This is a genomic window from Fundidesulfovibrio soli, assembly GCF_022808695.1.
In the GTDB taxonomy this organism is placed as follows: domain Bacteria; phylum Desulfobacterota; class Desulfovibrionia; order Desulfovibrionales; family Desulfovibrionaceae; genus Fundidesulfovibrio; species Fundidesulfovibrio soli.
The window spans coordinates 1-13165 of sequence record NZ_JAKZKW010000035.1; the positions used below are offsets into that span (position 1 = coordinate 1).

Annotated in this window: 10 protein-coding genes; 2 read left to right on the forward strand and 8 right to left on the reverse strand. The window is 65.0% G+C overall.

The window, feature by feature from the left end:
* Window positions 1-164: 164 nt before the first annotated feature.
* From MLE18_RS17645 to MLE18_RS17680, 8 genes are all read right to left on the reverse strand, one after another.
* Window positions 165-2102: a peptidylprolyl isomerase gene (locus MLE18_RS17645; RefSeq protein ID WP_243440121.1), complete on the reverse strand. Its 1938-nt coding sequence runs from the start codon at window positions 2100-2102 to the stop codon at window positions 165-167.
* A 110-nt stretch (window positions 2103-2212) separates the two neighbouring features.
* Entirely contained in the window at window positions 2213-4135 is a 1923-nt protein-coding gene (locus MLE18_RS17650; protein WP_243440122.1) for an aconitate hydratase, read from the reverse strand.
* Window positions 4136-4257: 122 nt separating this feature from the next.
* Window positions 4258-4488 (reverse strand): hypothetical protein, encoded by a 231-nt coding sequence (locus tag MLE18_RS17655; RefSeq protein ID WP_243440123.1) that lies wholly within the window; start codon window positions 4486-4488, stop codon window positions 4258-4260.
* A 73-nt stretch (window positions 4489-4561) separates the two neighbouring features.
* Window positions 4562-5872 (reverse strand): sulfate adenylyltransferase, encoded by a 1311-nt coding sequence (gene sat / locus MLE18_RS17660; protein WP_243440124.1) that lies wholly within the window; start codon window positions 5870-5872, stop codon window positions 4562-4564.
* Window positions 5873-6141: 269 nt separating this feature from the next.
* The gene (locus MLE18_RS17665; protein WP_243440125.1) at window positions 6142-6627 is read right to left on the reverse strand and encodes a metallophosphoesterase family protein; all 486 of its coding nucleotides are present in this window, start codon (window positions 6625-6627) and stop codon (window positions 6142-6144) included.
* Window positions 6628-6631: 4 nt separating this feature from the next.
* Entirely contained in the window at window positions 6632-7258 is a 627-nt protein-coding gene (locus tag MLE18_RS17670) for an HD domain-containing protein (RefSeq protein ID WP_243440126.1), read from the reverse strand.
* 162 nt (window positions 7259-7420) lie between these two features.
* The gene (locus MLE18_RS17675) at window positions 7421-8692 is read right to left on the reverse strand and encodes a TolC family protein (RefSeq protein WP_243440127.1); all 1272 of its coding nucleotides are present in this window, start codon (window positions 8690-8692) and stop codon (window positions 7421-7423) included.
* 242 nt (window positions 8693-8934) lie between these two features.
* Window positions 8935-9447: a 3D domain-containing protein gene (locus tag MLE18_RS17680; RefSeq protein WP_243440128.1), complete on the reverse strand. Its 513-nt coding sequence runs from the start codon at window positions 9445-9447 to the stop codon at window positions 8935-8937.
* Window positions 9448-9631: 184 nt separating this feature from the next.
* Here MLE18_RS17680 and polA point away from each other — a divergent pair, with 184 nt between their 5' ends.
* Together polA and MLE18_RS17690 are read left to right on the forward strand one after the other, a co-directional pair.
* Window positions 9632-12274: a DNA polymerase I gene (gene polA, locus MLE18_RS17685; protein WP_243440129.1), complete on the forward strand. Its 2643-nt coding sequence runs from the start codon at window positions 9632-9634 to the stop codon at window positions 12272-12274.
* Window positions 12275-12285: 11 nt separating this feature from the next.
* Window positions 12286-13086: a tetratricopeptide repeat protein gene (locus MLE18_RS17690; RefSeq protein ID WP_243440130.1), complete on the forward strand. Its 801-nt coding sequence runs from the start codon at window positions 12286-12288 to the stop codon at window positions 13084-13086.
* The last annotated feature ends 79 nt before the right edge of the window (window positions 13087-13165 follow it).

A 13165-nucleotide genomic window follows, 5' to 3' on the forward strand; every position in this document is an offset into this window, starting at 1 on the left:
GCCGCCTCACACGACCGTCTGCGTGAAACTGTTGGGGGTGCAGGGGGATCATCCCCCTGCCGGTGGGGTCCGGGGAGGCAGCGCCTCCCCGGTCTCCAGTTCTCTGCGCGCAAAAAAAGGGAGCGGCCGAAGCCGCTCCCTTACTTGTACGCTTGAACGAAGCGCTATTTCTTCTCTTCGGCTCCAGGCAGCGTGGCGGCGCCCGCGCCGAGAATCTCCTTGTTCACGAGCCGCAGGGGAGTCTTCTCGTAGAGGTACTGCACATAACTGCGGAAGGCCTGCTCCTGCTGGAACGGCAGAGCCTGGGACATGATCCTGGGCTTGTCGCGCTGCCAGTCCGCCTCGGTGGGGAAGGAGCGTTCCTTGACCTTGGCAATAATGAAGCCCTTGGCCACGCCGTAGGCTTCCGGCAGCCAACCCGGGCCCTTGGCGGCGAAGACGGCCTCGGCAAGGGCGGGAGCCTGCCCGAGGTCGGGGCCGACGCCCTGGCGGGTGAAGGGCTGGGCGGCCTTGATGCGCCCGGCGTACTCCAGCTCCACCTTGGCCTGACCGTCCGGAGTGGCCAGCATGCCGGCGACTTCCTTGGCCTTGGCCTCGGCCAGCTTCATGGCCTCCTCGGCCACGATGTCGGTCTTGATCGCCTCCGAGATCTCCTCCAGGGCGGGGATGGCCTCGGGCTTCATCTCCACCACCTTGGCCAGCACATAACCCTCGCCGGCGGAGAGGGGCTGGGGCACGACCTTGCCGGCCGACTGGGAGAACAGCACCGTCAGGGACTCGGGGGTGAGGCCCATGTCTGCGGGCGGACGCTGACGGTTGAAGAAGTCGGAGCTCTTGACGGCGAGGCCCTTGGACTGGGCCAGCTTGGCCATGTCGCCGCCGCCGATCAGCTCTTCGAGGAGCTGGTCCACGGTCTTGCCGATGGTCTCGGCGGCCTTGTCCTCGGCCATTTCCTTCTTGATGTCGTCCTTGGCGTCCTCGAAGCTGGTGACGCCCTCGGGCTTCCGGTCCTGCACCTGGATCACGTGCAGGCCGTACTGGGTACGCACCGGGTTGGAGACATCGCCCTTCTTGAGGACGAACACGGCATTCTCGAACTCGGGCACCATGGTGCCCTTGCCGAACCAGCCCAGGTCGCCGCCGGTGACGGCGGGCTGGCCCTGTGCGGCCATGACCTTGTCCAGGGGCTCGCCCTTGCGCAGGCGGGCGGCAAGGTCGTTCAGGCGCTTCTCGGCCGCCTTGACGTCCTCGTCCTTGGCGTTCTGGGGCAGCATCACCAGCAGGTGGCCCGCCTTGATCATCTCGCCGTGTTTGAACTTGTCGGTGTTGTCCGTGTAGTAGGCCTTGGCTTCCTGGTCGGTGACGTTCTTGGGGTCGGCCAGGTTGGCGGGGGTCAGCTCGATGTAGTCGATCTTGACCTCGGCGGAGCGCTTGTACTTCTCCTTGGAGGAGTCGTAGACCTGCTTGATGCGCTCGGGGCTGACCTCGACCTTGGAGGCGAAGTCGGCGCCGAGGAAGGGCACGTAGTCGACAACGGCCTTTTCCTGGGCGAAGTTGTAGATGGAGCGGACCTCTTCCGGCGTGACGCGCACGGGCAGGATGGAGTAGTACACCATCTTTTCGTACAGCAGGTCGCGCTTCTGGTCCGCCTCGAACGTGTCGGGGGAGAGGCCCACGGACTTGAGCTTCTCGCGGTACAGCTCCAGTTCGAACTGCCCCTTGTCGTTCTGGAAGGCGGGCACACGGGCGATCTCGGCCTGCAGCTCGGCCTGGGAGACGCTCACCCCGAGCTTCTCGGCCTGATCGAACAGCAGCACGCGGTTGACCATCTGCATGAGCACCTGGTTCTTGAAACCGAAGCGCTCCAGGTCATCCTTGGAGAGGTTGGGGTTCTGGGCCTGGGCCTGACGCAACATGCCCTCGTACTCGGCGATGAAATCCTTCACCAGGATGGGCTTGTCGCCCACGTAGGCCACCACCGCGCCGCCGGGGCGCTGGTCGCGGAAGGAGTAGATGCCGAAGAACACGAACACGGCGATAATGACGCCGAACACCGCCTTGATGAACCAGGACTGTGAATGCTGTCGAAGAACGTCCAACATGTAACGGGGCTCCTTGGATAACTTGGCCTGCCGGATAAAGGGCCGGGGGCAATAAAAAACGGCCGGAGGACACAACCTCCGGCCGTTGTCGACGACAATCGGGGCGGGAGCTAGTGTCCGCTGCCACCCACGGCGTTCAGCAGACCGCCAGCCAAAATAATGTCGAGCTCCTTCGCGGTCAAATCATTTGTGAGCTTGATCTTGGCTTTTTGATCCACCACGGCCTCCACGGGCTTGCCGGGCTTCATTTTGGCCACGGGGATGGTGATCTCCGAGCCCTGGGCCAGCTTGTCGTAATCGTCCTTGTCCACGAACAGCAGCGGCAGGATGCCGAAGTTCACCAGGTTGGCGCGGTGGATGCGCGCCAGGCTCTTGACGATGACCGCCTTGACGCCCAGGTGCCTGGGGGCCAGGGCCGCGTGCTCGCGCGAGGAGCCTTGGCCGTAGTTCTCGCCGCCCACGATCACGCCGCCGCCCATCTGCTTGATGCGGGGCACGAACTCCTTGTCCACGTTGATGAACACATGCTCGGAGATGGCCGGGATGTTGGAGCGCAGGCTCATCACCTGGGAGCCGCCGGGCAGGATGTGGTCGGTGGTGATGTCGTCGCCCACCTTGAGGGCAACCTTGCCGGACACGGCCTCGGCGGCCTTCTCGAAGCGCTGCAGGGCCACGATGTTGGGGCCGCGCCGCACCTCGATCTTGGAGCCGTCCTCGGGCGGGAAGATGAACAGCTGGCGGATGGAGGGCACCTTCTTGGGCATGGTGACCTTGGCCGGGGGGGTGCCCCAGGTGGCCGGGTCGGTGAACTGGCCGTTCAGGGCGGCCATGGCGGCGGTCTGCGGGCTCACCAGGTAGACCTTGGCGTCCTGGGTGCCGCTGCGGCCCTCGAAGTTGCGGTTGAAGGTGCGGGCCGACACGCCGCCGGAGGTGGGCGAGCCGCCGATGCCGATGCAGGGGCCGCAGGCGCATTCGAGCATGCGCGCGCCCGCGTCCAGCAGGGGCTCGATCAGGTTCTCGGCGGCCAGCATCTTCACCACCTGCTTGGAGCCGGGGGCGATGAGCAGGTCGGTGGCAGGGTCGATGCGCTTGCCGGCCAGCATCTGCGCCACAGTCTTGAGGTCGGAGTAGGAGGAGTTCGTGCAGGAGCCGATGGCGGACTGGTCCACCTTCATCCCGGCCAGGCTCTTGATGGTGGCGGCGCGGTCCGGCATGTGCGGCTGGGCGGCCATGGGCTCCAGCTTGGAAAGGTCGATGACGATGACCTCGTCATAGGCGGCCGAGGGGTCGGCCTTGAGGGGCACGTAGTCCTCGGGGCGGCCCATGGCGGCCAGGAACTTCTTGGTCACCGCGTCGGAGGGGAACAGCGAGCCCGTGGCCCCCAGCTCCGCGCCCATGTTGGTGATGGTGGCGCGCTCCGGCACGGAGAGCGTGGCCACGCCGGGCCCGGCGTACTCGAACACCTTGCCCACGCCGCCCTTCACCGTGAGCATGCCCAGCAGGTGCAGGATGATGTCCTTGGCGGTGGCCCAGCCGGTGAGCTCGCCCTCGAGCTGCACCTTAACGACCTTGGGCATGGTGATGTAGTAGGCCTCGCCCGCCATGGCCAGGGCCACGGAGAGACCGCCCGCGCCCATGGAGAGGCTGCCCACGCCGCCCGCGGTGGGGGTGTGGGAGTCGGAGCCGATGAGGGTGGCGCCGGGCTTGGCGAAGTTCTCGAGGTGCAGCTGGTGGCAGATGCCGGTGCCCGGGGGGGAGTACACGGCGCCGTACTTGGCGGCCACGGTGCGCAGGAACTGGTGGTCGTCGGGGTTGCGGAAGCCCTGCTGCATGGTGTTGTGGTCCACGTAGCTGACGGAAAGCTCTGTCTTCACCCGGGGCACTCCGATGGCCTCGAACTGAAGCCAGGCCATGGTGCCGGTGGCGTCCTGGGTGAGGGTCTGGTCGATGCGCAGCCCGATCTCGTTGCCGGGCTTCATTTTACCGCTCAGCAGGTGCGCGGCGATGATCTTCTGAGTGATGTTCTTGCCCATGGGTGTCCTCGCGTATGCGTGAAAGTTGGCACATGTGCCTTCTGTTTTCCCGAAATGTCAAGGCCGGCCCCGCTGGGGACGCCCGCCCATGCCCCTTCTGCGCCCGGGCGGCGAACACTCCTTCAGCCGAAGCGCAGGCGGCTGATGCGGCCCTTGCGGAACTTGATCTCGAATTCCAGGCGCAGCTTCTCCTGCCTGGCGGCGTGGATCTCGCCCGCGTGAGAGACGCCCGCGGACGGGTCCTCGGCGGCCATGAGACGCTTGATCTCGGCGCTCACGGCTTCCATCTCGGCCTGGAAGGAGGCGATCTCCCTTTCGGCTTCCGCTATCTGATCCCTGATGTCGTCGTTCATGTCGAACCCCGTGGAATGAAAAAAGGGAGGCGCCGGATGGCGCCTCCCCGGATTCGGCGTGAGCCGAAATCAACTATTTCTGCTTGGCGTGTTCGCCGGAGGCGGCGCGCTGCATCTTGACCTCGACCTTCTCGGTCAGGCCTTCATAGTACTCGCGCAGGATCACCAGGCACTCGTCGCGGCCGAAGTGATCGGGGATGGCTTCGCCTTCGGACAGCATCTTGCGCAGCTTGGTGCCGGACAGGATGACGCGGTCTTCCTTGGTGTGCGGGCAGGTGCGCAGGGAGGCCATGCCGTCGCACTTGAAGCAGTAGAAGGTCCAGTCGATGTTCATGTTCTGGCAGAGCAGGGCCTTGCCAGGCTCGACGGCGCAAGCGGCCTCGGGGGTCGCGTAGGGGATGCGCTTGAAGATCTCCTGAGCCTCGAACATGCCGTAGAAGTCGCCGACGCCGGCGTGGTCACGGCCGATGATCATGTTGTTGATGCCGAAGTTCTGGCGGAAGGTGGCGTGCAACAGGCCTTCGCGGGGACCGGCGTAGCGCATGTCCAGGGGGTAGCCGGCCTGGATCACGTGGTCCTTCACGAAGTAGTGCTCGACCAGGGTGTCGATGGCGCGCACGCGCACTTCAGCCGGGATGTCGCCGGGCTTCAGGTTGCCGATCAGGGAGTGGATGACCACGCCGTCGCACACTTCAACGGCGATCTTGGCCAGGAACTCGTGGGAGCGGTGCATGGGGTTGCGCAGCTGCAGAGCGGCGACCTTGCCCCAGCCCTTGGCGTCCATCTCGGCGCGCAGGTCGGCGGGACGCTTGTACACGCCCTTGTACTTGGTGGGGTAGTTGCCCTCGGAGAGCACCTTCACGGGGCCGGCCAGGTTCACGGGCTTCTGGCCCATGACCATCTGCACGCCGGGGTGGTCCTTCAGAGCGGTCTCCCAGAAGCAGTCGTCGGCGGAGTCGGGACCGGCGCCCTTGAACACCTGGTAGCACTCCCACTTCTTCTCTTCTTCGGTCAGGGTGTACTGCTCGGTGACGGTCATGATGGCCATGATGGTGCCGTCTTCGGTCGCCAGGGCGATTTCCTGACCGGCCTTGATGCCGGAGGCATCTTCGGCGGAGACGGAGCAGGTGACGGGCACGGGCCAGAAGGTGCCGTCCTTCAGGGTCATCTTCTCGCACACGGACTTCCAGTCGGCCTTGTCCATGAAGTAGGTGATCGGCGAGAAGCCGCCGATGCCCATCATGATCAGGTCGCCCTTTTCACGGGGGGAGATGGTGACTTTCTTCAGCGTGGCAGCCTTCTTCAAGGCCTCTTCGCGCTCAGCGCCTTCCAGAAGACAAATGGTGAGGCCTTTGCCACCATGCGGGGGAACCAGTCTGGACATGTTCGTTTCCTCTCCTTTACGGATAGTGTGGTTTTCTACGATGCCGCCCAGGCCGCGATGCGGCCGCCTCGCGCTCGCTCCCGGGAGGGTTCGAAACGCTATGATAAAAAATTCACGTGCAGTTCGTATTGTGAAAAAAATGGCGATTTGTCAACCGGAATCGCGCCGCGCTCGCCCGCGTGTTTCACCGGCTCTATGTCGCACACATCCGGCCCCGGATACAAGCGACTTTTGCGCTTCGCGGAGCCCCGTAGACGCAAAGATCCGCCTTAACGGGGGGGCTTCTCGCAGCGCATCTCCACCACGGGCTCCTCGCCGAGGGTGACGTACGCCATGCAGGGGCTCTGCGGGGAGAGGCTGCCCGGGTTGACCACCAGGGTGTCGCCGAAGCGGATGTTGGTCTGGCGGTGGGTGTGTCCGAAAAGTATCAGATCGAAGCCGGGGCCGAAGGCCTCGGGCAGGCGCGCGGGGAGCGAGGGCCTGTCGCCCCATCCGTGGGTCACGCCCACGCTGAATCCGCCCAGGGTCAGGCGCAGCATGGCGGGCAGCTCCTGCGAGAGCCGCCACTCGCAGCAGTTGCCCGCCACGGCGTGGAAGTTGGGGTGGTTGCGCTCCATGTAGGCGTACATCTCCCAGCCCACGATGTCGCCGCAGTGGATGAGGGCGTCCGCGCCCTGCAGATGCCGCTCGAAGAACTCCATGAACCAGGGGGTCGGCGCGCTCAGGTGCGTGTCGGATATGACTGCCAGCCTCACGGGGCTACTCCTTTCCGTTCTTGCGTTCCCACCAGCAGGCGTCGGGGCCGAGGAACCACCAGTCGGTGTGGTCCGTGGTCATGATGGCTTCGGCCAGCTCCCGGCCCTGCGGGGTCCGCAGCCGCTGCGCGGCGCACTCCAGCCATTTGACGGCGTAGGGGTTGCCCAGGTCCTTGGCTTCCTTGAGGTTGACCATCAGGTCCAGCTGGTCCGCGTCCTGGGCGAGGGATGCCTCCAGGCTCTGGGCCTCTTCCAACTCGTCGTGCAGCTCGAGCACCGGCTGGGAGAGGCCCGTGCCCTTGAGGCCGTCGGCCAGGGCGCGGCGCGCGTCGTGGGTGTTGTAGAGCTTGTTCACGTAGTTGAAGTCGCCGGTGCGGGCCTCGTGCACGTCGTGGAAGAGGCAGAGCAGCACGGTCCTGCCCGGGTCGGCCCCGGCCATGCGCGCCAGGGCGTAGCCAATGACCGCGGCGCCGAAGGAGTGCTCGGCCACGTTCTCGGCCCCTGAGCCGAGGAACTGGTAGCCCGTGCGCGGAGTGCGCCGCAGCATGCTGACTTCAAACAGGAAGTCCGCCAGACGCGTCATGCGTTCGCGGTCGGACATGTCCACTTCGGGGGGGGATATCTTGTTCATCTTGGTTCCCGTGGGGAGGGGCCGGGCCGGGCGCCGCCGGCGGAGGTCTTCCGCTCCGCGCCCCAAGCACAACGAGGGAACGCTCGCGCGTCCCCTCGCGGGTGAGGCGTATACGGCCTCGGCTGCTTCGCTCAAAGGCAACGCCACATGGCGAGGCCAGGGCTACATGGTGAGGCCAGGGCTCTTGCGGCCGATGGAGTAGTTCAGGTTGGCGATGGCGATCTGGTAGTCGGTCAGGGCCTGGGTGAGCTGGAACTCGGCGCGCGACACGCGGGACTGGGCGTCCAGCACGTCGGTGTTGGTGCCCACCTGGGCCTGGTAGCGGGCCACGGCCATGCGGTAGCCCTCGTTGGCGGCGTTGAGGCCGACTTTGGCCACGTTGATGCGCTTGGCCGCGTCCTGGATGTTCAAATACTGGGTCTTCACGTCTGCGCCCACGTCCAGGCGCAGCTTGGCCAGGTCGGCCTGGAGCTTCTTCACGTTGTCGGTGGCCTGGCGGTAGCTGAAGATGGTGTTGCCGAAGTCCCAGGCTTTCCAGGTGAAGTTGATCTGGAACTGGTGGCTGTCCGTGAAGGAGACGTTACGGTCGCGCAGGTCCCAGGAGTCGCCCTGCTTGATGTAGTCGTAGCTGGCGGAGAGCTGGGGCAGCGCGCCGCTCAGGGTGATGGTGGCGTCCTTGCCGGCGATCTCGACCGATTTCAGGGCGATGGAGATGTCGGGGCGCTGCTTGTAAGCCTCGTCCAGGGCCTGCTGCAGGGTGTAGTTGAAGGGGATCTGGCTCAGCTCGCCCAGGTAGTCGACCGGCTGGTCCAGGGGGATGTTCAGCAGGGAATTGAGCTGGGCCAGCTGGATCTCCACGGAGTTCTGCGCGGCCAGCAGGGCCTGTTCGGCGCTGGCCAGGTCGGCCTCGGCCTGGAGCACGTCCAGGCGGGGGCGCAGGCCCACGTCGTAGAAGGCGCGGGTGACCTTCAGCTGGGACTGCAGGCGGGCCACCGAATCCTGGTTGGACTTCACGTCCGACCGGGCCTTGAGCAGGTTCAGGAACGCGGTCTGAACGGAGCGCGTCAGCAGGAGCTCGGTGCGCTGGTAGAGAGCGTCGGCCTGGTCCTTGGAGAGCTTGGCCCTCTGGTAGCTGGAGAGCAGCCTGAAGCCGGTGAAGAGGGGCTGGTTGATGTTGAGGTCCAGCGTGGCCATATACTTGTCGCCCCAGCGCGCGGTGGTGCCGATGGCCGTGTTCTGCCCGTTGACGTTCTGCGTCACCGTGACGGGGGTGCGGCTGGAGCTGGCTGTGGAGACGTAGTTCACCGTGCCGGTGGGGGCGAATGCGGCGGTGGCGGCCCTGACACCCTCGATGGCGCCGTAGATCTGCTGCTTGGCGGACTGCATCTGCGGGTTGGCCTGCACGGCGCGGGAGACCGATTTCTCCAGGTCCATCCGGGAATCCGCCGGGGGAGCCGCGGCTACAGGACCGGAGCCGGGCGCCTGAGCCAGGACGCCGCTGGCCAGGGAAGTCGCCAACATAGCGAGCGCAAGAGCGCGTAGAATCATAACGGAGGCCCTCCATCAGGGAACGGTTGCCAATACTCCCGGGAGGTGTACCCAAGTTCGACCCAGTTGAAAAGGGCAAATTACGCCTGGAAGGGCCTCCGCATACGGCGCCTCAATTCGACGCCGGGCTAAACATCAAGCAGAACAACTTCAATCTGACGCTTGCCGAACTGCAAAGCCCGGTCATAGTCGTTCATGAAAATGTCCACGCTCTTGTTCTTGCTGCTGCCCATCAGATCGGTGATGACAAAAACACCATGGTTTTTGATGTAGACTTTCTTGCCGAACACCCACCCTTGCTTGAACAAATCGCGAGACACGGCTACCGCGCCCTCCTTCGGCTTGCTCAACGAGGCCGTCAGCAGCTGCTGATCTTCCGACTGCGTGAGTTCCACGGCTGTATACGCTGTAACGGTCAGCAGCTTGTTCGGGATGGGGTCGGCTATCTTGGACATATTGGCCAAAACAACCATGCGGAGCAGGTTTGACTCGTCCCGCACCTTGTCCATGCCAAGACGCATCTCCGCTTTTTCTTTCTCAAGCTGGGCAAGTACTGACTCCATGCGGATTGTTTCTTGACGCCAATGATACGCCCCAAGGGCGAGACACGCCAACAGTACAATGTTGATACATTTTTGCATAGATCCCTCCAACAACGCGCCTATTCGGTTTTCACTGCTTTGGGTTTAGTCCCGAAATGACTCGGGCTTACGATTCTCGCAGGCCTAGCAGACATGGATTCCACCTGCAACCTAAATTTTGTTTATGTGTCGAGGTTGCCTGGAGCGGACCGAAGGGCTAAAAGGCCGAGAAAAAGGAAATCCCATGCCCCTGAGGGACACCCTCCCCCCCGGCTCGGAGCCGCTCTACCTGATCGATGGCTCGTCCTACATCTATAGAGGGTTTTACGCCTTCTCCGAGATGACCCGCTCCGACGGATTCCCCACCAACGCCCTTTTCAGCGTGCTGCGCCTCGGCCTCAGGCTCATCCGCGAGGAGCGCCCCTCCCTGGCCGCTTTCATCGTGGACGGCCGCGGCCCCGGCTTTCGGCACGACCTGTTTCCGGCCTACAAGGCCCAGCGCGAGAAGATGCCCGAGCCCCTGGCCGCCCAGCTGGCCCCCATCGCCGAGGGCATGCGCCTGCTCGGCTTCCCCGTCATCTCCGAGGAGAACGTGGAGGCCGACGACACCATCGCCAGCCTCGTGCAGCGCTACAAGCACCGCGGCCCCGTGGTCATCGTCGGCTCCGACAAGGACCTGCGCCAGTGCCTGGACCGCCAGGTGCTGCTCTGGGACCCCTCCATCAAGCAGGAGAAGCTCACCTCCCTGGAAGACTTCCAACGCGAATTCCCCCCCGGCCCGGCCTATTGGCCCGACTTCCAGGCCCTCACCGGCGACTCGTCGGACAACATCCCCGGCGTCCCCGGGGTCGGCCCAAAAACCGCGGCCGAGGTCATGGCGCTCTACCCCAGCCTGGAGCAGCTCCGCGACGGGCTCGACCAGCTCAAGCCCGCCTGGCACAAGAAGATCGCCCCGCACATCGAGGACGCCTTCATCTATAGAGAGCTGACCCGCCTCAAGACCGACGCCGCCGTGGACATCACCCTCGACGACCTGCGCGTCACCCCCGCTCCGCGCAAGGACATCGCGGATTTCCTTCAGAGCTACGAGCTGCGCTCCCTCGTGCGCGAAATCGGCAACGGCCTCGCGCCCGCTCAGCCCGCCGCCGTATCGACGGCCCCGACCGCACCTCCCGCCTCCTCCGGTGGCGGCCAGCTCTCGCTCTTCGGCGCGCCCTCCCGGCCCGCGCCCGAAGCCGCTCCAGCCGAGCTATCGCCCCTTGTCCGGCCCGAGGCGTTGCCTTCCCTGTCAGGTCGCCATGTGGCCCTTCTCTATAATGATGACGCGTGCATCCTTGCCGTGGATGCGCAGCAGTTCCGCGTCGACGCCGGGCCTGACGAGCTCGCCCCCCTGCTGGCCGCCGCCGAATCCGTGGCCACGCCTTCGGTAAAAGAGCTGCTCTCCGCCCACGACGCCTGGAGGGCGCTGCCCGTCGCGGCCTGGTTCGACCTGGGGCTGGCGGCCTACCTGCTCAGCCCCGAGGATCGCGTCTACACCTGGGATCGCATCCTGGATTCGCTCTGGACCGACCCCTCCTTCAGCCCCGAGGAAGCCCCCGGCGGCGCACAGGGGCTGGCCGCCCTTGCTTTGGCCAAGAGGATGCATTCCAGGCTGGAGCAGGCCGGGCTTACGGAGCTGATGCGCACTCTGGAGATGCCGCTGATTCCCGTCCTGGTCGACATGGAGCGCCGAGGCATCGGCATCGACATCCCGGCCTTCACGGCCTTCGCCGGGGAGGTCAACACGCGCCTCGAAGCCCTGGTGGAGCAGATGCACCGACAGGCCGGGGTACGCTTCAACGTTCGCTCCAGCCAGCAGCTTGCGGATGTTCTCTACAACCAGCTTGGGCTCAAGGCCCCCGGCAAGACGCCCGGGGGCGCCGCCTCCACCTCCGCCGAGGTACTGGAGCGCCTGGCCGGGCAACACCCGCTGGTGGACACGGTGCTCGAATACCGCAAGCTCGAGAAACTGCGCTCCACCTACCTGGAGCCCTTGCCCGCCCTGGCTGACGCGGACGGCCGCATCCACACCAGCTTCAACCAGCTGACCACGGCCACGGGACGCCTCTCCTCCAGCGCGCCCAACCTGCAGAACATCCCCGTGCGCGGGGACCTCGGCCGCAGGATGCGCTCGCTATTCATCGCCGGCCCTGGCAAGGTTCTGGCCTCGGCGGACTATTCCCAGATCGAACTGCGCGTGCTGGCGCACTTCTCCGGCGATCCCACCCTGCTGGAAGCCTTCCGCGATAGCCAGGACATCCACTCCCGTACGGCCGCCCTGCTCTTCGACCGGCCCGCCTCGGCCGTCACCCCTGAGCAGCGCCGCCAGGCCAAGACCATCAACTTCGGGCTGCTCTACGGCATGGGTCCGCAAAAGCTCGGACGTGAGCTGGGCCTGACACTGGCCGAAGCCAAGGACTTCATCGCAAAATATTTCGAGCACATGGGAAAACTCAAGGAATACTACCAGACCCTGGTGGACCAGGCCAAGGCCCAGGGTTACGTGACCACCATGGCAGGGCGGCGGCGCATGTTGCCGGATATCCATTCCCGCAACACCCAGTTGGAGGCTCAAGCTAGGCGACAGGCCGTGAACACCGTTATCCAGGGCAGCGCGGCTGACATCATCAAGATCGCCATGCTCAAGGCCGCGTCCGACCAGCGGCTGGCCGGGCTTGGCGCAGAGCTTATCCTCCAGGTGCACGACGAACTGGTCATCGAGGCGCCCTCGGAGTACGGACAGGCGGCTGGCGAACGCCTGGCCGAATTGATGACCGGCATCGTCACCCTGGACGTGCCCCTCGCCGTGGATATGGGCGTCGGACGCGACTGGGGCGGAGCACACTAGGCAGGAGCACGATGAACATAACCCCCCGTAGCATCAAAGAAGAGTTGGCGCGCTGCAAGGCGGCCTACCTCAAGAACGAAGACCTGCGCGCCCTTGGCTGCCTTGCTTCCGCGTTGAAGTCCTTCTGCGCGGTCAAGCTCGGCGGGCCTGACCGCACCGAGATCGAAGGCCAGTTCAGGGAGGCGTTTTCCAACATAAGCAAAACCCCCAGCGTGGCAAAGGTGCTGCCCAAAGGGCTGCCCTACCTCAAAGGGCAGGAGCCCAAGCTCTTCCAGTACATCGCCGCCGTGTACAAGAGAGTGAAGGAAGAGCAGGACCGGGAATCACTGGAACAGATGCGCGAACGCAAGCTCAAGATCGACCAGTGCATCCTCAAGGGCCAGAAATTCCTCGAAGAAGGCAACCTGCTGGAGGCGCAGCGCAATTTCCGCGAGGCAGTGTCGCTTCGCGTTGACGAGGACGGCCTGTTCCCCATGCTGGGCACCCGGCTGATGGAGAAGGGCCAATACAAGGCCGCGCTGGAGTATCTGCGGGGGGCCATCGAAACCAGCCCGGACAACCCCCGGGCCTACGATCTGCTGGTTGTGGCCGCCGGGAAGCTCAAGGATATCGAGGCGGGGCTCAAAGTGCTGGGCGACGCCCGGAAAAAGGCCGGAGAAAATCCGCTGTTGCATTGCTGCACGGCGCAGCTACTGCTCAAGGCCGGAAAGCTGGCCGAGGCCGGGGAGTACGCCAAGAAGGTGCTCGCGGCCACGCCGGATTCAGCCGAGGCGCTGAAGATTCTTACGAAAGCCAAGGCCGCGGCCATGTAGCCGCCGGGAGGCAGGGGCGCCTCCGGCGGCCAGAGAGGGCTCCGCCCTCTCTGGACTCTCCCGCCAAAGGAACTTCGTT